This window comes from Pandoraea pneumonica, from assembly GCF_049918595.1.
In the GTDB taxonomy this organism is placed as follows: domain Bacteria; phylum Pseudomonadota; class Gammaproteobacteria; order Burkholderiales; family Burkholderiaceae; genus Pandoraea; species Pandoraea pneumonica_A.
In genome coordinates this window covers 705,422-726,862 of record NZ_JBNCRZ010000003.1, presented here as the reverse complement: position 1 = coordinate 726,862, position 21,441 = coordinate 705,422, and the positions used below count along the sequence as shown (strand labels likewise).

The following is a 21,441-nucleotide window of genomic DNA, read 5'->3' as shown; positions in this document are numbered from 1 at the left end:
CCGTCGTCCGAGTTGCTGTATTCTCCTGTTGAAAACACGTTTGAATTCAACAAAAAACTATCGTCGTGGCACGCCTTTGGCTGCCAGCACTCTACACATGCCCGTCAGCCAACAGAAATTAAATAAGATTGAAGTTGCAACGCTAAAAAATCTTAAGGATGTCGAGATTGACTTCACCGATTCTGCCCTCACCGCAATTATGGGGACAAACGGCAGCGGGAAATCTACAGTGCTGCACGCATTAGCCTGCGCCTACGCCCCACCCAATGGGGCCGACGGATATCGCTTCCCGTTGTTCTTCAAGCCAAACACTGATGGCCTGTGGGCTGGGAGTGATTTCACCATCCACTACAACGAGCGCGATGGACGGAACTACCATGCCGGATTGAGCAAGCGCTATCGCAAGGAAATCGACCGATGGTCTCCTCGGTACGATAATCGACCTGCTCGACCAGTCCGCCTCGTGACCATTCAAGAATCTGTGCCCGAAGTCGAAACGTTAAACATAAATGGGATGGTCCATTATCATCGGCAAGCGCGCGACGGCGAGATGAATAACAGCGTCCGTGTGGCGGCGGGCCAAATTCTCAATCGAAACTATGCTGGATATCACAGCGTACAGTACCAAAGAGGTGGCCGCCCCTCCATCGCAGTAACAAACGGCGGACTCAGCTATGCCGCACTCTCAATGAGCGCCGGCGAACAACGTGTTTTTAGAATACTCGATGCAGTATTTGGTGCGGATGAATATTCATTAATCTTGATAGATGAAATGGATTTGTTCTTACATCAAGATGCACTTAAGAAGCTCTTGGAGCTTTTAAATGAACATTGCACAAGAAATCATAAGCAGCTGATTTTTACGACACACTTCCCTCCCATCGCGGACATGTACGAGACGATATCCGTCCGAACGCTACACCGAACGCCCGCACAAACGCTGGTATATAAAGGTTACTCATACGACGCGCTGCGACTCCTGACGGGGAATATCCAGCGGCCAATCCGCGTATACGTGGAGGACTACGTAGCCGAGGGCATCGTTCGGGAGGTGGCTCGGTCGTTGGGCCTTCAATCGTTGGTGCACGTCGGTTGGTACGGTCCATGCTCAAACGCGTTCCCACTCGGGGCTGGCCTTGTCCTGACGAATGAACCGTTGGACCACGTTCTAATCGTGTTGGACGGTGACGTCTCGTCGACAGCTCACCAACGGCGCACGCAAATCAAAAAGCACCTTACAGGTACCGAGCCGCGTCGAGAGGCACAGCGTGCAGATTTGTTTCGTGTGATTCGGCCTCTCCTTAGCCCGTCAAAAACATCCCCGGAACAAATGCTCCACGGGATGCTCGCGGGTATAACGCCGGCTCAAGTGCCTGCCGCCGACGTGAGAATGCTGCAGCTCGCTCATGAAGTCGTGAACGTACCGGAAAGGCACGGATACATTGACGAGGTAGTACGCGCGTCGGGCGAAGACCGAGTGTATGCGGTTAGGACGTTGATTGCGCTCGCGACATTGAGTCCCGAATGGGGGCGTTACACAAAGCTCATCCGCATCTGGCTGGAAAGGCAGGCCGCGTTACTGAACATATGAGCCGACACTATCTTCATACTCAACATCTGGTCACCTTTTCGAAGTTGGTTGGGCAAGAACTAAGAGCCGTGGCCATCCGCTTGTCCTTTTCCGCGGTTGGCCAAGTCATTACTCCGAGAAAAATGCAACTTCGTCTGCCGACTTGCATGAGTATTTCACCAAACCAATAAAACCATATTTCCGGTATTATGGAATTGTTGAGTGAATCTCGGACTTGGCCTTACTAACGATGCAACCAACCCATTCAACCGACGTTTGCGTGATAGGAGGCGGCCAGTCAGCACTGGCAACAGCCTACTTCCTGCGCCGGGCCGGTTTGAACTACGTTCTGTTGGACGAGCAGCCGTCTCCCGGTGGCGCATGGCAGCAGGCATGGGATTCGTTGCGACTGTTCTCGCCAGCGCAATGGAGTTCGCTCCCCGGCTGGCCAATGCCGCGTAGCGAGAGTGAATATCCGTCGCGTGACGAAGTCATCCACTACCTGACCGATTACGAACACCGGTACCAAATTCCGATTCGACGTCCTGTCCACGTGACATCCGTGGCACAGGCCGACACGGGCTTGCTCGTCGAGACCAATGACGGTAACTGGTTGGCGCAAACGGTGATTAGCGCCACCGGCACATGGAAGAAGCCTTACATCCCGACCTATCCCGGGCAAGAGCTGTTCGAAGGTGAACAACTTCACTCCGCCAACTACCGTAATGCCGGCAACCTACATGGCAAGAACGTACTTGTCGTCGGTGGCGGCAATTCGGGGGCTCAAATACTCGCTGAGGTGTCGCAAGTTTGTAACGCGACCTGGGTTACGGTGGACGAGCCTCTCTTCCTGCCAGACGAGGTCGACGGACGAGTGCTGTTCGAGCGCGCCACCGAAAAGTGGAAGGCTCAAAGTGAAGGCAGGCCAGCGCCCGCACCCACCGGCGGCCTCGGTGACGTAGTGATGGTGAAGAGCGTGAAGGAGGCTAGGTCCAGAGGCGTCCTTCATTCCATTCGCCCGTTCTCCCGCTTCGTATCGGATGGCGTGGTCTGGGCGGACGGCTCCCTCTCACCTGTGGATACCGTCATCTGGTGCACTGGCTTCCGACCTGCGCTCGACCATTTGGACGGATTAGGCGTGCTCGAAAGCGACGGGCGGGTAGCGACTGAAGGTACTCACGCTATTCGCGAACCCAGGCTATGGCTCGTCGGCTATGGCGAATGGACAGGCTTCGCCTCAGCTACGCTCATCGGCGTGATGCGTTGTGCCCGGGACACGGCCAATCAGATTGCTGAATACCTTGCTTCAATTCAAGAACGGAGTAGCTCATGAAGGTCACGATTTATCACAACCCGGATTGCGGGACGTCGCGCAACACGCTGGCCATGATTCAGAACGCTGGCATCGAGCCGGAAGTCATTGAGTACCTCAAGAATCCGCCGACACGCGACCAGCTCGTCGACCTCATCGAGCGGTCGGGTCTTTCCGTGCGCGAGGTGGTCCGCGAGAAAGGCACGCCCTTCGCAGAACTGGGACTCGGTGAACACGGCGTGACGGACGACCAGCTTTTGGATGCAATGATGGAGCACCCCATCCTCATCAATCGGCCTATCGTTGTGACGGAACTCGGCGTGCGACTGTGCCGTCCGTCTGAGCTTGTTCTGGACATCCTGCCGACGCCGCAAAAAGGTGCCTTCACCAAGGAAGACGGCGAAGTCGTCGTCGACAGTGAAGGCAACCGCGTCACCAAGGGGTAATCAGAAATACCGGGCGCGTTACTGCTGTGGCGCGCCTGCAAGAATCCACGTCAGAACAACCTTCAGGTCGACATCACTGATGCCAGGATTCGGCGGCATGGCCATGGGCCCCCACACGCCGGAGCCACCTTGCTTGACCTTCTTCATCAGCTTGGCCATCGCGCCAGAATCCCCTTTTTATTTCTCGGCAACCTCGCGATACGCAGGCCCCACAATCTTGTGGTCAGCGGCGTGACACGAGAAGCACATGTTCTTACTCTCGATGGACGTAGCCTTGGCGGCATCGACCTGAGCAAAAGCTGGCACTGCAACAGTCAAGCCCAGAAGAATTCCCAGAAATCGCTTCATCAATTTCTCCATGGTCGTTGGAAAGAAAAATGCCGCCCGGGGTGGCGGGCGGCATATGACTGCAATCAAGCGTATCGTCGGCTCTTGAAACTCACAGTTTTCTGGTAATCCTCCATGGCACCGACGCGGCGCACGTTGGCCCAGGTGCCCTTGTAATAGGGAATGATGTTCCGGTCGGTCCAATCGGTCGTCACATCGCCCTGGATGCCGTTGACATACCCAAAGAGCATGAACGTCTGGTCCTGCTTGATTTCCTTAGCTGGGTACGCCATCGCGTACGTGGAACCGAAGTCGTTGAAGACCTCGACAATGTCGCCGGCCGAGACGCCCAGCCCCTTGGCATCGTCAGGGTTCATCTCCAGGTAAGCCATCGGATATCGCCCGCGCACAAACTCGTTGTACTGGTCGTGATAAGCGGTTTGCCAGACCTCGTTGTTCCGCCCGTTGTTAATCCAGAACCGATATTTCTCCTTCTGCTGGGCCACCGTTTTCGGCAAACCGTTCCAGGGAGCCGGCTTGAACTGCGCCTTGCCGTCGGCCGTGTCGAACTTGGAGTCCGTGTAGAGCATCTCGGTGCCGACCAGCTTCCCGTCGGTGTACGACTTGACGGGCAGCTGGACGCCATTGTTTCCGGCGGCCTTCAGACGGTCATACGTCACGAGATTACCTGTCCCACCACCTTGGCTATCAATCTTCGGCGCCCCTGGCTGCCCGGCCTGCCGGAACCCGTCGTTGAAGGCATCCTCTTCAGTCTTCCAGTCGAAGCCAGCGAAGCGCGCGGCCATCTTCGAGTTGCCGTCGGCCTGGTACATGCTCTTCAGGGAATTGGCGATTCGAGCAGCGATAAGCGAGTCGGGCATTGCGCTACCCGGCGGGTCCATGAACTTCTGCGACAAGCGCATGCGCCGTTCGCCATTCATTGACGTGAGGTTGGTTTCACCGGGGTGCGCGCCTGGCAGCATGATGTGGGCCGCTTCAGCAAGCTTGGTCGGATAGAGGTTGACGGAAGCCACGAACAGGCCGCCTTTTCCGGTGGCATCGAAAATGGCATCGACAAGTTGCTCATCGGTCGCGCCCCGAGCCTTCTGCATTGCCTCTTTCACAATTTGCGAGCGTCTGAGTACGGCTTCGCGCAGCGCCTCGGCATTGTTGCTGGTTTGGAAGTTGTTGCAGGCCCACCAAGTCATCATGCGGCCCTTGCCGTGAATGAGCTCCTGGTCGATGTAAATCTTCGTGTCTCCGGGGTAAGGCGGTCTCGTGTATCCCTCCTGGTGGCCGCCCATGCGAACCACACCTGTGCCTCGGCGACCGACGTTATGTGTCGCAAGCACGAGGTCGACCAACGCTGACTGAATCAGGTAGTTGTCGTTGCCCCAGATGATTCCTTTTTCGTAGGCGTGCATCGTGCGCGGCAATTGGCCGGACGCCTTCGGCTTATAGGCCCACTCTGCCGCCTTGCGCAATTTGTCGACGGAGACACCAGTGACCTTGCTGGCCTCCTCGAGCGACATATGGTTGGTCTTCACCGCGTCATCGAACCCGTTCGTGTGCTGGGCGATGAAGTCTCGGTCAATCCAACCCTGCGAAACGACGTAAGTGAACAACCCGTTGAAGAGCGCAACGTCCGTCCCCGGCTGGATGTCCAGATGAAGCACGTTGTCTGCGCCAGCGACCTGCTCCGCGATAGCGATGGTCGGCGAGCGACGAGGGTCGACGAAAATAATCTTCGTGGCAGGCGTAGCTTCGCCAGCAAAATGCTGCTTCTTCTTGTCGAGCGTTCCACCTTGGAGATTGAGTACCCAATGATTGAGGAAGTAGTTCGTCTGGGTCTCGTATGCGTTATTGCCAATCGACATCAGGACGTCCGCGAGCTCTGCATCCTCGTAGGAATTGTTCAGCTCACCAATGCCCATTTCGCGGGTGGCGTGGCACTCAGAGTTGTAGGCCGGCCGATTGTGGATGCGCACCATCGGCGTCTGAATTGCCGTGAACATCAGCTTTCCCGTCGCCCAAGTATTCTCAAAGCCACCGCCGGCACCACCGTGGTCGAATGCCGAGAACACCACGCCGCTTGGGCCATCTTTATCTAGAGTGCGCTTGAGCAGGCCGGCATAAATCTTCATCGCCCGGTCCCAATTCGTGTCTACCCACTGGTCACCGACGTAGAGGCGCGGGTTGAGAAGCCGGTCACGCGTGGAACCGTACGGGTTGTACATGTACATGGCCATCTTGCCGCCACGCGTAGAACTGAGCCCGCTATTAACCACGCACTCCTTGTCCGGGACAATCATGACGTTGTAGCGAGCACCGTTTGCGTCGCTCACGACGTTGGTCATCGCGGGCGTAAGCGTCAGCGATAGCGGTGGTACCTGTTTTCGGAAGTCGACTCCGAGCGCGTTTTCTCCTGGCGCTCGACCTCCCTCGGTCCCTTCCGGCCACTTGTAGACGTGATAGCCACACCCCACGATGCAGAAGTGGCAAGTCATGTTGGTACGTTGCGCGCTCGGGGGCGGCAGCGTAATGCGGTCACCGTTGTTGTCCATGACTCCTCCGTTACAGGACGTTCGCCTGCCGGCCGTACAACATGCCCTCAACACCCGTGGCAGTAATACGGCCGCTCTTCTCGTCGTAGGAAAGATGAATGCGCGGCAGATTCTCTGTCGCCTGACCGGCAATCATTTGTCCGCCTTTTTCCGCATCAAACATGCTGTAGTGACACCCACACTTGAAGGTGTTTGTCCCTGCGTCGTAAGCAACGGGGCAGCCCATGTGTGTGCACATCATGCTGTACGCGACGATGTCCTGATTCGGCCCGACGCCTCCAGGTGCTGGGACGCCGAGCTTGATAGCAAGACACGGCGAAGATGCGTCGGGATAGCTGAATTGGAGCGGTGTGCCCTGAACAATCTGCCCCGCAGTGCCCAAGGGTTTTCGCGGATAGGGAAGAACCGTATGACTGGTATCCGGCGCTGCGGCCGGGGCGGCTGATGCTGGCTGTGCAATGCCTACAGCGGTTACAGCGACACTCCCACCGCTGAGCTTGAGAAATGTGCGGCGCGTTAAGTTCTTATCGGACATGCCTCCTCCTTGATACCCCTTCGGGCAACCAGTACTATCGAAAAGAGAAAGGCAAACTCCATGCCACACGAGACCGAAGCCGACGTGGCATGGGGTCCAATAATTCGATGCCCCCAGAAACATCGTTATATGTTTCGAGGTGGTAACGCGCAGAGGGGACAAAGCAATGTCCGGGTTACCGTTCAGTAACACCCGACGGACGTTGATTCACGCTGTTGGGGCCGGCGTCGGCCTCGCCGCGTGCGGAGCCATTCGCCCTGCGCTTGCTGCTCCGCAGCAAAAAGTATTGTTTGGAACGACGGCTGTCTTCCTCGACAATCAAGTGCGGCTTCTCTCGAAGTGGCGCGCGCACCTGGAGTCTCATCTCGAGCAAGAAGTCCAGTTTGTTCAGCGAGGAAGTTACGGTGAAATCACCGAAATGCTTCTGGCCGACCAGCTCGATGTGGCGTGGGTATGTGGATACCCATATGTCACTCACACTGACCGCATGAAGCTGCTCGCAATACCGCAGTACAAGGGTCGCCCGCTCTACCAGTCATACCTCATCGTTCCCAAATCCCAGCAAGACATATCGAGCATCACTGAGTTGCGAGGGAAGGTGTTCGCTTACAGCGACCCGCAATCGAACTCGGGATATCTGGTGCCCCGCACCGAGTTGATTCGAAATAGTCTCGACCCACGGAGCTTTTTTAGCCGCACGTTCTTCACATTCGCACATCGGAAAGTCGCTGAAGCAGTATCAACGGGACTCGCATCAGCTGGCGAAATCGATGGGTACGTCTTCGACACAATGGCCAAACAGTTGCCAGATTCGGTGTCGGGGGTTCGCGTCGCATGGAAGTCGCCGGCCTATGGCTTTCCTCCACTGGTGGCACGTAAGGGGCTGTCGATGGAAACCTTCGCTCGCATCCAGTTGGCATTGCTCGCGATGCCGGAGAGCGCCGATGGGCGAGAGCTTCTTGAGCACCTGAACCTGGACCGCTTCGTCATTGGCGACGACCGGTTGTTTGACGGCATTCGAAGCCTCGTGCGGATTTCCGACACGATGCCGACGTGAGCCTGCGATGCTAGAGAACGTCAGTTATCGCTACAAGATTCCGCTCGCACTCGCTGCGGCAATCTTCCTAACCGAGTGTGCTGTCACGGCGGTGCTGCTTGGATTGGCGCTGGCGGATGCTCGGCACAATGTTGTGGATGGCGCCAGAAGTCTCACCAATGCCACTGCCATCGCAGTTCGTGAATCACTTGTCAGAGACGACCTTTTCCGCGTCTACGAGTTTGTGCGCACGCCGGTCGCCGCGAAGCAACCCGACGACCCGCTGACGGCGGTTGTCGTCTTCGATGCAAACGGCAAGGTCTATGCCGCGAGTGAGCCGCGGCAATATGTGACGCTAACGAAGTCCGACGACATGGGGCACGCCATCTCGTCGGCCATAGCCGCACTACGCGCCAGTCCGCTCGACTTCTACTTCCAATACCCAGGCATCTTCAGTCACGACGCTATTGTCGGCGCCCGAGCTGTGCTGGCAGAAGACAACACGCCGCTTGGATTCGTTGTCGCGACTTACGACACCGGAACGCTCCGTGGCAGTCTCGGCACGCTGTTTATTCGAATTGCGGTGCTTAACGCAGCCGGATTTCTGCTACTGATTCCGTTGAGTTGGCTTTGGGGCGCACGTATCGCCCGGCCGCTCCATCGACTCTCCGATGCCCTCGGCCGGGTTCACACAACCGAACCCGAGGTGCTCAAAGACGAAGTTGTGGCACACGGTCGTGATGAGATTGGTCGGCTCTCCGCCAGCTTTAGAGACATGCTCGATGAGCTATCCGAGAAGCGCCAGCTTGAGCGCGAAATGGTTGTCTCCGAGCGATTGGCTGCCGTGGGACGCGTTGCCGCGGGTATCGCTCATGAAATCAATAATCCACTCGGCGGACTGATTAACGCGGTCGACACCCTCGGGAAGCACGGGCAGCCAGACGGACTGACGCAGCGAACGCTGGCGTTGCTGGAGCGTGGCCTGGCTCAGATTCGCGCAACGGTCGGAGCCCTGCTGTTCGAGGCTCGTCTCGACTCACCGACGACCGCGCCGTCGGATTGGGACGACCTAAGGCTTCTAGTGCAGCCCCAGGTCCTCACCAAGCGCGTAGCCCTTCAGTGGCACGTCCCAACGGAGAGCGTCAACGTACCGTCCCACCTGGTTCGCCAGCTCGTTCTGAACCTGCTCTTGAATGCGATGAAGGCCGTCCCTGTGAACGGACGGGTCTCCTGCCGCGCGGCCGTGAAGGCGTCGACGTTGCGTATCGAGATAGCCAACACCGGCGAGCAGATTCCCGAGGAAATGGTTACGAGCCTGTTTGAGCCGTACTGGCCAAGCCAAAGCCCGAGAGGCGTGCGCTCGTACGGTATTGGGCTTTGGGTTAGCTACCAGATAGTCACGCAGCTCGGTGGAACGATAGCGGTATTGAGTGATGCGTCCGACACGACATTCGAAGTCATATTGCCGTTGCGCAATGGAGAACCGTCATGAACGCCCCGAAGATATGCCTCGTTGAGGACGACCCGATTATGGGTGAGTCGATGGTGGAGCGCTTCCAGCTAGAAGGGTTCGCCGTTGACTGGCACACGATGGGCGCCGCGGCATTGGCGGCCATCCCTAACGCGCACTACGCCGTGGTTATTAGTGACGTCCGATTGCCTGACGTGTCAGGCGACGACCTGTACTCGCGTCTGGTCACGTCAATGCAAAGCGTTCCACCGTTCGTGCTGGTGACGGCGTACGCCTCGGTCGACCGTGCAGTCGCGATGCTCAAAGCCGGAGTCTCGGACTACATCACCAAACCCTTTGACATCGGCAACCTGGTCGAGAAGATTCGGAACCTAGTTGCCACGACGATTCCCGAACATGCGGAGCTTGATTGTGGGCCACTCGGCGTCGCAGCAACGATGCAGAAGCTTGCGGAAATCGTGCCACGGGTAGCCAAACGGGCATCCTCCATTCTCATCAATGGCGAGTCCGGCGCGGGGAAGGAGGTTCTTGCCCGATACATTCACGACGTGGCTAGCGAGGGACATTCAGAGCCATTCGTTGCGGTGAATTGCGGCGCAATCCCAGAAACATTGATGGAGTCGGAGTTCTTCGGCTACGAAAAGGGTGCGTTCACCGGTGCCGACCGCCAGAAGCGAGGCCTGTTCGAGCAGGCAAATGGCGGAACGCTCTTCCTCGATGAAATTGGCGACTTGCCATTGAGCATGCAGGTCAAGTTGCTTCGCGTGCTGCAGGAGAAACATGTCCGGCGCGTAGGTGGCGAGCACATCGTGGAGTGCAACTTCCGCCTGGTGTGCGCAACGCACATTGATATTCACGAACTCGTGGAGAAGAAACTGTTCCGTGAGGATATCTTCTATCGACTCAACGTCGTGACGCTCAGGGTGCCGCCGCTGCGCGAACGGACAGAGGACATTCTTTGGATTGCGCGTCGTTTCCTTGCGGCCCACGCGGCAGCAAACGGTGAAGCCCTCAAGGAATTGCATCCGGCCGCCGAGGCTGCGTTAGTGACAGCCGAATGGCCTGGAAACGTCAGAGAGCTTCGCAACCGGCTTGAACGTGCCTGCCTGTTGTCGAGTTCACCCGTGTTGCGGGCCCTCGACATTTTTCCCGAGACAGGGTCAGGTGATGAAGGCTCGCCTGATGAAGCCGAAGAGCCCCCGTTGTCGCAGTACCTTCAGCGGTGCGAGACGCTCTATATCCGGGGAGCTTTACTCACGCACGGTGGGCGAATCAGCGAAACCGCGTCTGCGCTTGGAATTTCGAGAAAGAGCCTGTGGGAACGGATGCGGCGTTACAAGATTGCCGGCCACGAATCCCACGACGCCGTATCAAAATGAAACAGGCCGCGAATTCGCGGCCTGTCGGGTGACGTTACGACTGACGTTGGTACCACCGCCGAGAAGAGTTCACCACCTTCACGACGGCGAGCATGAGGGGCACCTCAATCAGAACACCAACGACGGTAGCCAAAGCCGCTCCTGACTTAAGGCCAAACAGGCTAATTGCGGTCGCCACGGCCAGTTCGAAGAAGTTCGAGGCTGCAATCAGACAGGACGGCGCGGCAACGTCATGAGATACGCCAAGCTTGCGGTTGGCAAGATATGCGAGCGTCGCGTTGATGACGACCTGAATCAGGATGGGCACCGCGAGAAGCACGATAACGCCTGGCTGCTCGATGATTTGCTCACCTTGGAAGGCAAACAGCAGCACCAGCGTAAGCAACAGCGCAGCGATAGAAAACGGACCAATCTTCGCGAGTGCGCGCTGAAAACTAGCTTCCCCATTTGCCAACAGCACTTTGCGAAGGAGCTGCGCAATGATGACCGGGATGATGATGTAAAGCACCACCGACGTCAGGAGCGTGTCCCAGGGAACCGTAATGTTCGAGATGCCCAGCAGCAAGCCGACGACTGGGGCGAACGCGAAAACCATAATCACGTCATTAAGTGCTACCTGCGAGAGTGTGAAATACGGGTCACCCTTCGTCAGTTGGCTCCAAACGAACACCATGGCGGTACACGGTGCCGCAGCCAGAAGAATCAGGCCAGCAACGTAGCTGTCCAACTGGTCAGCAGGCAACATCGACGCGAACACGTGCCGCACGAACACCCAGGCGAGGAACGCCATCGTGAACGGTTTCACCGCCCAGTTGATGACGAGCGTGACGCCAATGCCCTTGACCTGGCTGCGAACCTTGCCCAGCGAAGCAAAGTCAATTCGCAGGAGCATCGGGATAATCATCACCCAGATGAGGATGCCCACGGGCAGGTTGACGTGTGCGACCTCAAGCGCGGAAATCGACTGCACGGCACCTGGCATCAGTTTGCCGAGCCCGATACCTGCAACGATGCACAAGGCGACCCACACGGATAGGTATCGCTCAAAGAACCCGATACCCCCCGCAGGCTTCTCCGACGGCGTATCGACGGTTTGACTGTCCGACATCTTTACTCCCCTTTCTCGCGCAGCGACGTGCCGATGTTCTGCATTTCCTTCTGAACCGCCATACGGTCGAGCTTATCGAGCGACAGGTTGGTGAACAGTTCGATGCGCTTTTTGAGTTGCACGAAGGTCTTCAGGAAAGCCCGGCGCTTTTCCTCTTCGGTACCCTCGACCTGCGACGGGTCTGGCACACCCCAGTGGGCCTTGGCCGGATGACCGGGCCAAATCGGGCAGACTTCACCAGCCGCGTCATCGCAAACCGTGAAAATGAAATCGATGCGCGGTGCGCCGTCTACGGCAAACTCATCCCAGCTCTTGCTGCGAAGCCCTTCAACGGAGATGTCCTGCGAGCGCAGCAACTCGATACCGTGCGGATTCGGCGCCGTCCCAGGATGGCTCCCCGCACTGTAGGCGACAAATCTGTCACCGGCCAGCGCGTTCAACGCGGCCTCTGCGAGAATCGAGCGCGCTGAGTTGTGCGTGCACAGGAAGAGGACGTTGTATTTGCGTTGTTCGGTCACGAAAATTCTCCGCTTGTTGGGCATGGTCGAATTAAATCGACATCTCCAATATAATCGAAATGTCGATGCCCGACAAGCGCCTTTCGGACGGCAGGGTACGGGGCTGGCTGAACACCCGGCCCCCAAGGTGGGACCGTGGGATACACCCCTCGCAAGTAAGGAATTGCTGCTCGCGCGCCAAAGCCATCTCGATAGGCTTAGAATAGTCGCTTAACCATTGCGACCAAGCACCATGAAGGAAAACGACGCAGTCAAAGCTCTTGCCGCCTTGGCGCAGCCTACCCGCCTCGCGGTTTTTCGCCTGCTCGTCACAGCCGCGCCGGACGGCCTAAGCGTTGGTGTGATTCAGGAAGCCCTCGGTCTCGCGAGCGCTACGTTGTCCTTCCACTTGAAGGAGTTGACTCACTCTGGCCTTGTCACGGCTCGCCAGGAGGGGCGATTCATCTATTACGCACCGGCAATCGACCACATGAACAGTCTCATCGACTTCCTGACGGAGAATTGCTGCCAGGGTGCCGAGGTGTGCGCGCCCAAGAAAGCGGTCAAGTGCAAACCGAAGACGGTCGCTGCCTGATTCCGCTGCCTGCTTCTTTAGGCACGACACAAACAAAATGGCCGCCTGAATTGGCGGCCATTTCGCGTTTACACGACACTTAGCAGCAACTGGACTTCGCGCTATCCGCGATGGGCTTATTGGTCAACGGCATGCAGCAAGCCTCTCCCTTTTCGGCCGTTTGACTGTTCCTGCCGTAGACAGGAATGGTCCCCAGCGTGTGATAGGTTTCCCAAGGCACGCCAGCGGGGTCCTTCGCCCAATACTTGTTCGACGAGGCGTAGCAGCACTGAGCGCCGGCTTGGTCGACGATGTCCACACTCGCGGCAAACGCCTGCTCACGCAGCGAGGCGAGTTCGTCTTCGGTATCGACTTGGAAGCCCAGGTGATTCACCCCAGTCTCCCCGCCGCGGGCCGAAATCGCGAAATTGACGCGTGGGTCTTCCAGCATCCACTTGGCATAGTCGCCTTTGAGCACCGTCGGTTCCGCACCGAACAGGCCACTGTAAAAGCGTACGCTTTCGTCGAGGCTAGGCACGACAACATGTACGTGAAATCGCTTCATTTAAGTCTCCACTACGTTGGAAGCGCTGCCACACTTTTCGGCGGCGCAACAGTTTTCGAGCAAAAAGTCGATGAGAGCCTGCATGTTTTCGTAGTTCGCACGGTAGATGACATTCCTCCCCTGTGAATGGCCCTCGATAAGCCCGGCATGGGTCAGCTCTTTCAGGTGAAACGACAGACTCGGGGCCGGCATATTGAGCGCGTCGGCAATCGCGCCGGCGTTCATGCCAGGCGACCCAGCGGTCACGAGCAATCGGAATGCCGCTAGCCGCGAATCCTGCGCAAGTGCGGCGAGTGCGGTAACGGCGCGCTTCGAGTCGATATTGGCCACGGCTTACTCGACCTCTTCATGTTGCGGCGCCACGTTCAATCCCATTGCGAGCGATGCCAGGTCCGTGCTCACGTCGAGGACACGTCCCTCTTCAGCGCGCTCGCTATATCGGTCGACAAGGTAGTCGGCGCGTCCACGCAGCAGCAGTGTGAATTTCACGAGTTCTTCCATCACATCGACAACGCGGTCGTAGTACGGCGACGGCTTCATACGGCCGGTCTCGTCGAATTCGTCGTAGGCCTTCGCAACCGAGGACTGATTGGGGATGGTGAACATGCGCATCCAACGCCCCAACTGTCGCAGCTGATTGACGGTGTTGAACGACTGCGAGCCACCACTGACCTGCATCACCGCGAGCGTGCGGCCTTGCGTCGGTCGAATCCCGCCCATCGACAACGGCAACTGGTCAATCTGCGTCTTGAGGACACCAGATACCGTTCCGTGACGCTCCGGGCTGCACCAAACCTGGCCTTCGGACCAGATGGACAGCTCGCGCAACTCCTTTACCTTCGGATGGTCTTCGACACCCGGCTCATCCGGATACGGCAAGCCACGCGGGTCGAAAATGCGCGCCTCAGCACCGAACAGCTCGAGCAAACGGGCGGCTTCTTCTACGAGCAGCCGGGAGTAAGAGCGCTGACGCAGTGAGCCGTACAAAAGAAGAATTCGCACGGGTTCGGCACCCGGCATACCAAGGCGTGCCGCGATGGACGTGTCGAGATATTCAGTCTTTGCGGCCGGAAGAGTTGTTGCGTTCAGGTTAGGCGTGGTCATTGAATCGGTCCGTTGAACATTCTATGTTTCCAAGTTTATGGAAATATCAAAGAATTGCAAGTAGAATCGTCAAACGCACTCCGCCGGCGCCGAAAGACGCTGCTCTAGACCAAGCAATACATGGGAAGCCTTGGGGCAACACTGTATGGAACGCAACGAATCAAGTTCGCAGCTGAATCAGCCGGCCTCAAGCCCCTCCACGACAAAAGAGGAGAACGGCTTAGCGGCGACTTGGGCACTCGCCCTGGCCCAGTTGGTGTCGTGGGGCTCTGTGTATTACGGTTTTTCGCTGTTCGTGGTGCCGATGGAACAAGCCATGGGCTGGACTCGCACGGACACGAATGCGGCACTTTCCTTTGGCTTGCTCGTATCCGGCCTCGCGGCGTTTCCGCTTGGCACGTGGATTGACCACGGGCACGGCCGTCGCATCATGGTGTTGGGGTCTGTTCTATCGAGTGCGATGCTGCTGCTCTGGTCGCAAGCGCACTCATTAGTCACGCTCTTCGTGGTGTGGGGAGGCCTTGGCATATCAATGGCCGCAACCCTCTACGACCCCGTGTTCGCCATCGTGACGCGCGACTACCCCAGAACGTTTCGCGCGAAGATTACGCTCATCACCCTGGTTGCCGGCTTTGCCAGTACCGTATTCATCCCGCTGACCCAAGGGTTTGTGGACTGGTTCGGCTGGCGTGGCGCGCTTGTCGCGCTGGCGTCGCTCAACCTTGTGATTGCGTTGCCAATTCACCTCTTTGCCATCCGCTCCCACTCGAGCGGCGCGTCAACCAGCAACCAACGGGCGCTTGTCCGCGAGGCGAACAAAGCATCTACCAAACGCGCACTGAAGAGTCCTGTGTTCTGGGCGCTGGCAGCCTGCTTTACGGCCTACTACGCCACCTTCGCAGCGCTCACCTTCCACCTCGTCCCCCTCATGGTCGAGCGCCATGTCTCTCATGCGGTGATTCTGACGACAATGGCAATCATCGGCCCCGCACAAGTCATCGCCCGGGCGGCGTGGTTTGCCACCGGGCGAAACGTGAAGCCGTCCATCATCGGGTTGATTGTGACGACGGTGTTCCCGGTGTCCGTTGTTGTCCTCCTGCTTGCCGGCTCGTCACCGTATGCGCTCGCGCTGTTCGCGCTGCTTTACGGTGGTGCGAATGGCATGATGACAATCCTGCGCGGGACCATCGTGCAAGATTTGATGTGGACTGAGGGCTACGGTGGCATTAGCGGCTTGCTGTCGATGCCATCGAATATCGCGAAAGGTATCGCGCCGATTTCGGCCGCGGCGATATGGAGTGTTCAGCAGCGTTACTTGCCAGTCGAATGGGTGGTGCTGGCCGTTTCGCTGATGTCAGCAGTAGCGTTTGCTTTTGCCGTTTATTTTGCTCGTGGCGCGCATACCCCAAAGCACGCACACTCACCGTCAGCAGTTTCAGCGGAGTAACTCGCGATGAACGACAGTAGCACCATGATTCGCCCGGCGCGCGTAGACGAAATCCCACAGATTAGAACGCTGCTGGCCAAGTGTGAGCTGCCGTGGGAAGACGTTACTGAGTCAGCGGGTATTGGATTTCTCGTCGCCGTAGCGACCGATGGGAACATCGTAGGAAGTGTCGGCTTGGAGCTTTCCGGCACAGTCGGCCTGCTACGCTCTCTTGCCGTTGCGGAAGAGGCTAGGGGAATGAAGATTGGACATGCACTCGTCGCAGCAGCGGAAGCAAGAGCTCGAGAGCAAGCCGTCGATGCCCTTTACCTGCTGACGACCACTGCTAGCCAGTTCTTTGCCCGCCAAGGATATGTGGTTGTGGACCGGAGCGCCGCGCCTGAATCGCTTCAGCGAAGCTCGCAATTCGCAAGCATTTGCCCGGCGTCGGCTGCTTGCATGTTCAAAGCAAACGGCGGGCCTTAGTGCTCATCTAACGTGCTCCGAATTCCTAGATATATATTCGTCGTCGCCGGCCAGACGGCGTGGACGGCGCGTCCGCCACAAGAAAAATGAGGAATATCAATGCACCTGGAACTAGATGACGAAACGTTTCTGTACTTCGCCTACGGCTCGAACATGTATGTGCCGCGGCTGACTGCGCCCACCCGCGCTCCCTCTGCGCGGGCGTTGTGTGCTGGCTACGTCGTAGGGCGGCGGTTGACGTTCAATAAAGTAAGTAAGGACGGCTCAGGAAAATGCGATTGCCTCGAAACGGGAAACCCCGACGACCGTATATTTGGAGTGCTTTTCGCTGTGAACGTAGGAGACCGTAGGAACCTTGACCGAGTGGAAGGAGTTCGGAACGGTTATGAGGTTCAGAATGTGGACGTCATCACGTCGGACCGCAATATCCAGGCCCTAACCTATGTGGCAACAGACACAAGCAAGGGAGTTCGACCTTATGACTGGTATTGGGAGTTTGTCTTGAGGGGCGCCGAGGAAGCTGGCCATCCGGAAGACCATGTCCGACTTATACGCAACACGGTTTGGGTTAAAGACCCAGATGACGCGCGAGCGCATCGGGAGCGAGCCATCCTGCAGTCATCGTCAGGGGCACATGAATAACTGGTGACGCCTCGCCCAAGTGCATCGGAACTGGTCTTCGGAGCACTCTCTCCTGGTTGCCTGGCTTTTTTCATGTAGGAACTCGTTGGCATGATAGGCACTGTGCGAACGCACAGCGCCGCACGGAACTGCGGACTTCGGGGTGTTCTGCTCGCCCTTGCGTCGCTGTTGCGCGGTCCAAGCCAGGACACGATAATCTCCTTCCTTGTTAACTGTATAAATGTACAGTTGTGACTCTATGCTGCCAAGACCGAACTGAAGGCAATTGTGTTTCGTTGTTTTCCGGCATTCGGGAACCGCCAGCACATGACAGAAGCATGGCTATTCGTGCTGGCCGCATGAAGCCCGTTAAAATCGCAATCAAATTGAGAGGTCGAACAATGAGCGGTGGGCAAAGCAAGATTGAGTGGACCGAGCGCACGTGGAACCCTACGGTGGGTTGCACGAAAATCTCCAAAGGCTGCAAGAACTGCTACGCCGAGGGCATGGCGAAGCGCTTGCACGCCATGGGTACTCCGGGCTATGAGAACGGCTTCAAGTTAAATATCCTGCCGGAGCGCCTTGGTGAGCCGTTGAAGCGCAAGAGTCCGACGGTGTATTTCGTCAATTCGATGTCTGACCTATTTCACCGTTCGGTTCCGGATGCTTATATCACGCAGGTGTTTGACTCAATTCGAGCATGTCCGCAACATACTTTCCAGATTCTCACGAAGCGTGCGGAACGCTTGGCGAGCTACTGTAGTCGTCGAGAAATTCCTGCAAACGCCTGGCTCGGCGTGACCGTTGAAGACCGGAAGTATGGTGTTCCCCGTATCGATGAATTGCGCGAAGTAGAAGGCGGCGTGCGCTTCCTTTCAGTCGAGCCGCTTCTCGAGGACATTGGAACTTTGAATCTCGAGAATATTGACTGGGTCATCGTCGGAGGGGAGTCCGGACCGAAAGCGCGTCCGATGCGCGAAGAATGGGTCCAGAACGTCAAGATTCAGTGCGAGGAACAGGGCGTCAAGTTCTTCTTCAAGCAATGGGGTACGTGGGGGTGCGACGGCGTTCGCCGCTCGAAGGGGGCGAATGGCCGGCTTCTTGAAGGTCGGACCTGGGACGACATGCCCGACCGCATCCTGCTTACGTGAAGAAGCTCCGCTGGGGCGAGTACTCGATGACGTCAGATGCGTTGTAGTGCTTCGACGGCCGCCTCTTTCTGTCTTGATTGTTGGACACCACGATATTCCCCTCGGCGTGCAAACCTCGGATGACCATTTGCAGCCTCGTTTCGTCGGCGATGGTGTTCGAGATATGTTCGGTCAGCAATTGCCGAACTGTGAGCGGTTCTTGTCGGCCCGACAGTATCCGCCCGAGGTCATCTTTCAACGTCTCGATGCAGAGTTCTGCGCCCCCGGCATCGAAAAGAATGGACTGGCCGGTATATTGCTCATCCCGCTTCGGGTCGTAGCCAAGCATGAAAAGTCCTGGCTCAAGCTCGTGTCCGAATTCGCTTGAATGCTCCCAGTGTAGGGACTTCATTACATCGTGCGCCTTGTACTGACGCGACAGGTGAACGAGCCAGTAACTCCAAGGATTCGCGGAATCTGGTCGGACAAAGAACAGCGTCATGAACGGCGCGCCTGTTTCAGCCTTGATGCCGTGAGCAACATAGCGCTGGAGTGCTGCTCGCCCGTGTTCCGCCTTGATTTGGCCCAACTGAGTCCAGGGTATGTACTGTTCTATGCCGATGCCCCGGACGGCCTTTCGATTCGCCTCTCGGTCACTAATATACGTAAGGAGCGAATCCACGTTGAAGGTCATGATGACCTCCGCGTTCGGCAGCTCTGTCATTAGCCATCGAAGCTTATCCATCGGAACGGCGTTGTAACTGTACTGGTCGAGCAAGAATATCGCCCGATTGCCGCCCTTGCGCTCTTTGATGCGCCGCACTATTCCAGGTAGTTCGTCGAGAAATCCCCCATTCAGCACCTTGGCCCGTGCGAAATCCTCTTGCGAGATAGCACCTTCGGCTCGCCGCTTCTGCAGATGCTGAACTAGGTATGCCGCAGATTCCGGTTTTTTCTCAACGAAAAAAAACTCAGCGTTGACCTCGCGCAGCGTGCGCCGTCCGGCGTTCACGCCGGCACGGGCAGCATGCGCGCCGCGCATCATAAGCAATGGTGTGCCGTTAACGGACTCGGCTCTGACGTTGAGATATTCCCCGCCGCCAGCAAACCCGTCTACTAACGTCAACGTTAGTTTGGGCATTGTTGGCAAGCTCATCAAAGTCTCGATGTAGTGCTGAACATATTGTTCGACAATCGAATGCTTGACGGCACTGTGCTGGTCGAGAAATGGCGGAGGATGCCCAATCTGCCAGAAATACTTGTCTTCTGTCTTAGCCATTCTTGGTTTTATGGGGCCTTTGGTCTCGATAAAGATTATCAGGTTTTAGCAACGCTTCCGAAATATCGGCATACTGTTTGACGTCCCCTATTGCGCCCTCAAAATACGAGATAAAGCGTGGCCAAGAAAAACGACGACAAAATTGCCATCGACCCCGCTGATGGCTTGCCGGTCATGAAGGTTGGTCCTTGGTCGGAAACCAAGCACGTCGCGCTGTCCCGTTATGTCGACGCGGCTCGGCAGGCACGGGTAAAGTGGCCCTATGCTTCGTTTATTGACCTTTTTTCTGGTCCGGGAAGGGTCTTGAACCGTGAATCGGGAGCCATATCTGATGGCGGTGTGCTGTCTGCATGGCGAATGTCAGAGCGTGGCGGAACACCGTTCAACGAGATATTCATCGCGGATGCTGACGCGAAAGCCGTGGATGCGTGCTCAGCACGCTTGCGCGGCGCAGGCGCCCACGTGCAAGCGTACCTGGGGAGCGCGTCTAAGACTGTCGATTTGGTGCTCGAAAAGCTTCCTCGAGGGCTGCATTTCGCTTTCCTTGACCCATTCAACATCGAACACCTCGACTTCGAGATTATTCGGAAACTCGCCGAGCGTCCGCATATCGACCTTTTAATTCACTTCAGCGTGATGGACGTTCAGCGAAACATCGGGAACGACTTCAACCTGGGTAGTTCGCGATTGGACGCAGCGGCGCCTGGCTGGCGAAGCAAGTTGCGGCTGAAAGAGGTCCCAAAGCATGAGCAGGTCAGTGCGTATTTGGAGTATTGGGAGTCGCTTGTCTCGGACCTTACCGAGATGCAAGTCGCACAATCGAAGCCGCTGTTCGTCAATATGAACAAGGGGCCGCTGTATCGACTTATTCATCTTTCCCGTCATCCGCTCGCTACGAAGCTTTGGAATATCGCTGCGTTACCGGCATCGCCTCAGCAGTCGTTCCCGGGCATGTGATTCGAGGGTGTGCAGATGAAGGTCTCTACTGTCACCACGGTGAGATGTCACCGCCGCTTAGTCGAAGTATCGCGTGCTTCCTCACTGTCGAAGTGAGGTTGCCCGTCAGCGTAGTAATGACGTCAAAAGGCGCCACGTTATTGGCGAGCCGCTACACACGACTACCGCAATTACAACTAGCCGAATATCCCTGGATATGAGGGCCCACAAACGCTGGCGGTCGTTTTCGAACGCGCAGTATGGGCTGCTTTCCCGCCGTTGTTCTGTGCGCTGCTCCCGCATGGTTACCCCCGAGGCTCTGCCAGGTTTGACCCAAGGTCCACCAAGGCGTCGTTTGCCGTTGCGGGATTGAGTGGTAATGGAGTCTCCGGCGCCTGCGCTGCCAGCTGGGGCGCAGCACCTGCAGTATTGGGGGCAACCGGCGGCTGTGGCGGGGCCACGCTGACGACCTGCGTCGCAGGGGGCTGGACTGGTTGCAGCGCTGCATAGTATGCCCGCAGTGCTTCCAGCTCTCCGTATCCGCCCACCTCTACAAGCCGGTCTCGAAATCTTCCATACAGGCCGTCCTGGACCAGCCCGTTGTTCCTCATGTGCTCGACCGCGGCATTCGGATTCAGCAGCAAAACATAATGAAACTCTCCGGTTGGTCCTCTGACGCTGCGGATGAAGTTGAGTTCACGCAGCTTTTTCATGCGCCGACGCCACGTGTCGACTGCTCGCTCACCGTAGAACCCTGCCTCACTAGCGAATGTTGCGGGATTCTCAATGGTTAGCATTGGATTGTCCGGCGAGCGAACCCAGAGACAAAAGAGCGTATGTCCTGCTGGGTGTCCCTTGCCTTGCTCATCGATAGCTTGCATCACCAGCGGGAGCGTACGGGGAATCGTCGTGAATCCGTCGTTCGTCTTGCGTTGCCAAAGCCATACGGCCGGAAAGCCTGGGAAATGTAGCTCGAGCAATTGTTGAGCTCGCTCAGCCATCTTCAGTCGCCGCGTCGTTGCTTGTTTTGCGTTTGCCATTTTCGAATGCCCGCTGGGATTTGATGATGCCAAGT

At 57.2% G+C, this 21,441-nt stretch carries 23 protein-coding genes; 12 read left to right on the top strand and 11 right to left on the bottom strand.

Annotated elements, in window-relative coordinates; translation table 11 throughout:
• Positions 1-97: 97 nt before the first annotated feature.
• The 3 genes from ACPWR9_RS15835 (at position 98) to arsC (ending at position 3,328) form a co-directional block, all read left to right on the top strand.
• Entirely contained in the window at positions 98-1,591 is a 1,494-nt protein-coding gene (locus tag ACPWR9_RS15835) for an AAA family ATPase (RefSeq protein WP_426299084.1), read from the top strand.
• 229 nt (positions 1,592-1,820) lie between these two features.
• Entirely contained in the window at positions 1,821-2,903 is a 1,083-nt protein-coding gene (locus tag ACPWR9_RS15830; protein ID WP_426299082.1) for an ArsO family NAD(P)H-dependent flavin-containing monooxygenase, read from the top strand.
• Entirely contained in the window at positions 2,900-3,328 is a 429-nt protein-coding gene (gene arsC / locus ACPWR9_RS15825) for an arsenate reductase (glutaredoxin) (RefSeq protein WP_426299080.1), read from the top strand. Before ACPWR9_RS15830 ends, arsC begins: the two co-directional genes overlap by 4 nt.
• Positions 3,329-3,346: 18 nt before the next feature.
• Here the strand turns inward: arsC and ACPWR9_RS15820 are convergent, their stop codons facing one another.
• From ACPWR9_RS15820 to ACPWR9_RS15805, 4 genes are all read right to left on the bottom strand, one after another.
• Positions 3,347-3,487: a c-type cytochrome gene (locus tag ACPWR9_RS15820; protein WP_426299078.1), complete on the bottom strand. Its 141-nt coding sequence runs from the start codon at positions 3,485-3,487 to the stop codon at positions 3,347-3,349.
• 18 nt (positions 3,488-3,505) lie between these two features.
• Positions 3,506-3,676 (bottom strand): c-type cytochrome, encoded by a 171-nt coding sequence (locus tag ACPWR9_RS15815; protein WP_426299076.1) that lies wholly within the window; start codon positions 3,674-3,676, stop codon positions 3,506-3,508.
• Positions 3,677-3,741: 65 nt separating this feature from the next.
• Entirely contained in the window at positions 3,742-6,219 is a 2,478-nt protein-coding gene (locus ACPWR9_RS15810; protein ID WP_426299074.1) for an arsenate reductase (azurin) large subunit, read from the bottom strand.
• 10 nt (positions 6,220-6,229) lie between these two features.
• The gene (locus ACPWR9_RS15805; RefSeq protein ID WP_025249487.1) at positions 6,230-6,754 is read right to left on the bottom strand and encodes an arsenate reductase (azurin) small subunit; all 525 of its coding nucleotides are present in this window, start codon (positions 6,752-6,754) and stop codon (positions 6,230-6,232) included.
• Positions 6,755-6,920: 166 nt separating this feature from the next.
• Here ACPWR9_RS15805 and ACPWR9_RS15800 point away from each other — a divergent pair, with 166 nt between their 5' ends.
• From ACPWR9_RS15800 to ACPWR9_RS15790, 3 genes are read left to right on the top strand one after another with little or no spacing between them, the layout of a single operon-like run.
• Positions 6,921-7,811, top strand: coding sequence for a PhnD/SsuA/transferrin family substrate-binding protein (locus ACPWR9_RS15800; RefSeq protein ID WP_426299072.1), 891 nt, complete (start codon positions 6,921-6,923; stop codon positions 7,809-7,811).
• A gap of 7 nt (positions 7,812-7,818) precedes the next feature.
• Positions 7,819-9,282, top strand: a complete 1,464-nt coding sequence (locus ACPWR9_RS15795; protein ID WP_426299070.1) for a sensor histidine kinase — start codon at positions 7,819-7,821, stop codon at positions 9,280-9,282.
• Positions 9,279-10,640: a sigma-54-dependent transcriptional regulator gene (locus ACPWR9_RS15790; protein WP_426299068.1), complete on the top strand. Its 1,362-nt coding sequence runs from the start codon at positions 9,279-9,281 to the stop codon at positions 10,638-10,640. Before ACPWR9_RS15795 ends, ACPWR9_RS15790 begins: the two co-directional genes overlap by 4 nt.
• A 34-nt stretch (positions 10,641-10,674) precedes the next feature.
• Here the strand turns inward: ACPWR9_RS15790 and arsB are convergent, their stop codons facing one another.
• Positions 10,675-11,748 (bottom strand): ACR3 family arsenite efflux transporter, encoded by a 1,074-nt coding sequence (gene arsB / locus ACPWR9_RS15785; protein WP_150568097.1) that lies wholly within the window; start codon positions 11,746-11,748, stop codon positions 10,675-10,677.
• Positions 11,749-11,750: 2 nt separating this feature from the next.
• A complete protein-coding gene (locus ACPWR9_RS15780; protein ID WP_025249482.1) occupies positions 11,751-12,266 on the bottom strand; it encodes an arsenate reductase ArsC in 516 nt (171 codons plus the stop codon).
• A 232-nt stretch (positions 12,267-12,498) separates the two neighbouring features.
• Here ACPWR9_RS15780 and ACPWR9_RS15775 point away from each other — a divergent pair, with 232 nt between their 5' ends.
• Positions 12,499-12,840 carry an ArsR/SmtB family transcription factor gene (locus tag ACPWR9_RS15775; RefSeq protein WP_426299066.1) on the top strand — a complete coding sequence of 114 codons (342 nt, stop codon included), beginning with the start codon at positions 12,499-12,501 and terminating at the stop codon, positions 12,838-12,840.
• Positions 12,841-12,919: 79 nt separating this feature from the next.
• Here ACPWR9_RS15775 and ACPWR9_RS15770 read toward each other — a convergent pair whose 3' ends face one another.
• Genes ACPWR9_RS15770 through arsH form a run of 3 tightly spaced genes read right to left on the bottom strand, consistent with a single transcriptional unit; the run spans position 12,920 to position 14,488 of the window.
• Positions 12,920-13,384, bottom strand: a complete 465-nt coding sequence (locus ACPWR9_RS15770; protein ID WP_426299064.1) for an ArsI/CadI family heavy metal resistance metalloenzyme — start codon at positions 13,382-13,384, stop codon at positions 12,920-12,922.
• Positions 13,385-13,714: an ArsR/SmtB family transcription factor gene (locus ACPWR9_RS15765; RefSeq protein ID WP_426299062.1), complete on the bottom strand. Its 330-nt coding sequence runs from the start codon at positions 13,712-13,714 to the stop codon at positions 13,385-13,387. It abuts the gene before it with no gap.
• Between the two features lie 3 nt (positions 13,715-13,717).
• Positions 13,718-14,488, bottom strand: a complete 771-nt coding sequence (arsH, locus tag ACPWR9_RS15760) for an arsenical resistance protein ArsH (RefSeq protein WP_426299060.1) — start codon at positions 14,486-14,488, stop codon at positions 13,718-13,720.
• Between the two features lie 145 nt (positions 14,489-14,633).
• On the opposite strand from arsH, the gene ACPWR9_RS15755 reads away from it, so the two are divergent.
• From ACPWR9_RS15755 to ACPWR9_RS15740, 4 genes are all read left to right on the top strand, one after another.
• Positions 14,634-15,935, top strand: a complete 1,302-nt coding sequence (locus tag ACPWR9_RS15755) for an MFS transporter (RefSeq protein WP_426299058.1) — start codon at positions 14,634-14,636, stop codon at positions 15,933-15,935.
• 6 nt (positions 15,936-15,941) lie between these two features.
• Positions 15,942-16,400, top strand: a complete 459-nt coding sequence (arsN2, locus tag ACPWR9_RS15750; protein ID WP_426299057.1) for an arsenic resistance N-acetyltransferase ArsN2 — start codon at positions 15,942-15,944, stop codon at positions 16,398-16,400.
• A 99-nt stretch (positions 16,401-16,499) separates the two neighbouring features.
• Positions 16,500-17,042 carry a gamma-glutamylcyclotransferase family protein gene (locus tag ACPWR9_RS15745; RefSeq protein ID WP_426299056.1) on the top strand — a complete coding sequence of 181 codons (543 nt, stop codon included), beginning with the start codon at positions 16,500-16,502 and terminating at the stop codon, positions 17,040-17,042.
• A 317-nt stretch (positions 17,043-17,359) separates the two neighbouring features.
• Positions 17,360-18,172: a DUF5131 family protein gene (locus ACPWR9_RS15740; RefSeq protein ID WP_426299054.1), complete on the top strand. Its 813-nt coding sequence runs from the start codon at positions 17,360-17,362 to the stop codon at positions 18,170-18,172.
• On the opposite strand, the gene ACPWR9_RS15735 is transcribed toward ACPWR9_RS15740, so the two are convergent.
• A complete protein-coding gene (locus tag ACPWR9_RS15735; protein WP_426299052.1) occupies positions 18,165-19,430 on the bottom strand; it encodes a three-Cys-motif partner protein TcmP in 1,266 nt (421 codons plus the stop codon). The genes ACPWR9_RS15740 and ACPWR9_RS15735 overlap by 8 nt on opposite strands.
• A 117-nt stretch (positions 19,431-19,547) precedes the next feature.
• On the opposite strand from ACPWR9_RS15735, the gene tcmP reads away from it, so the two are divergent.
• Positions 19,548-20,387, top strand: coding sequence for a three-Cys-motif partner protein TcmP (gene tcmP, locus ACPWR9_RS15730; RefSeq protein ID WP_426299050.1), 840 nt, complete (start codon positions 19,548-19,550; stop codon positions 20,385-20,387).
• Positions 20,388-20,671: 284 nt separating this feature from the next.
• On the opposite strand, the gene ACPWR9_RS15725 is transcribed toward tcmP, so the two are convergent.
• A complete protein-coding gene (locus ACPWR9_RS15725; protein WP_426299048.1) occupies positions 20,672-21,406 on the bottom strand; it encodes a hypothetical protein in 735 nt (244 codons plus the stop codon).
• Between the last annotated feature and the right edge of the window lie 35 nt (positions 21,407-21,441).

Excerpts from the sequence above, each read along its gene's own strand:
- ACPWR9_RS15835 (WP_426299084.1), top strand. The coding sequence starts at position 98 with ATGCCCGTCAGCCAACAGAAATTAAATAAGATTGAAGTTGCAACGCTA.
- ACPWR9_RS15830 (WP_426299082.1), top strand. The coding sequence starts at position 1,821 with ATGCAACCAACCCATTCAACCGACGTTTGCGTGATAGGAGGCGGCCAG.
- arsC (WP_426299080.1), top strand. The coding sequence starts at position 2,900 with ATGAAGGTCACGATTTATCACAACCCGGATTGCGGGACGTCGCGCAAC.
- ACPWR9_RS15820 (WP_426299078.1), bottom strand. The coding sequence starts at position 3,487 with ATGGCCAAGCTGATGAAGAAGGTCAAGCAAGGTGGCTCCGGCGTGTGG.
- ACPWR9_RS15815 (WP_426299076.1), bottom strand. The coding sequence starts at position 3,676 with ATGAAGCGATTTCTGGGAATTCTTCTGGGCTTGACTGTTGCAGTGCCA.
- ACPWR9_RS15810 (WP_426299074.1), bottom strand. The coding sequence starts at position 6,219 with ATGGACAACAACGGTGACCGCATTACGCTGCCGCCCCCGAGCGCGCAA.
- ACPWR9_RS15805 (WP_025249487.1), bottom strand. The coding sequence starts at position 6,754 with ATGTCCGATAAGAACTTAACGCGCCGCACATTTCTCAAGCTCAGCGGT.
- ACPWR9_RS15800 (WP_426299072.1), top strand. The coding sequence starts at position 6,921 with ATGTCCGGGTTACCGTTCAGTAACACCCGACGGACGTTGATTCACGCT.
- ACPWR9_RS15795 (WP_426299070.1), top strand. The coding sequence starts at position 7,819 with ATGCTAGAGAACGTCAGTTATCGCTACAAGATTCCGCTCGCACTCGCT.
- ACPWR9_RS15790 (WP_426299068.1), top strand. The coding sequence starts at position 9,279 with ATGAACGCCCCGAAGATATGCCTCGTTGAGGACGACCCGATTATGGGT.
- arsB (WP_150568097.1), bottom strand. The coding sequence starts at position 11,748 with ATGTCGGACAGTCAAACCGTCGATACGCCGTCGGAGAAGCCTGCGGGG.
- ACPWR9_RS15775 (WP_426299066.1), top strand. The coding sequence starts at position 12,499 with ATGAAGGAAAACGACGCAGTCAAAGCTCTTGCCGCCTTGGCGCAGCCT.
- ACPWR9_RS15770 (WP_426299064.1), bottom strand. The coding sequence starts at position 13,384 with ATGAAGCGATTTCACGTACATGTTGTCGTGCCTAGCCTCGACGAAAGC.
- arsH (WP_426299060.1), bottom strand. The coding sequence starts at position 14,488 with ATGACCACGCCTAACCTGAACGCAACAACTCTTCCGGCCGCAAAGACT.
- ACPWR9_RS15755 (WP_426299058.1), top strand. The coding sequence starts at position 14,634 with ATGGAACGCAACGAATCAAGTTCGCAGCTGAATCAGCCGGCCTCAAGC.
- arsN2 (WP_426299057.1), top strand. The coding sequence starts at position 15,942 with ATGAACGACAGTAGCACCATGATTCGCCCGGCGCGCGTAGACGAAATC.
- ACPWR9_RS15745 (WP_426299056.1), top strand. The coding sequence starts at position 16,500 with ATGCACCTGGAACTAGATGACGAAACGTTTCTGTACTTCGCCTACGGC.
- ACPWR9_RS15740 (WP_426299054.1), top strand. The coding sequence starts at position 17,360 with ATGGCTATTCGTGCTGGCCGCATGAAGCCCGTTAAAATCGCAATCAAA.
- ACPWR9_RS15735 (WP_426299052.1), bottom strand. The coding sequence starts at position 19,430 with ATGGCTAAGACAGAAGACAAGTATTTCTGGCAGATTGGGCATCCTCCG.
- ACPWR9_RS15725 (WP_426299048.1), bottom strand. The coding sequence starts at position 21,406 with ATGGCAAACGCAAAACAAGCAACGACGCGGCGACTGAAGATGGCTGAG.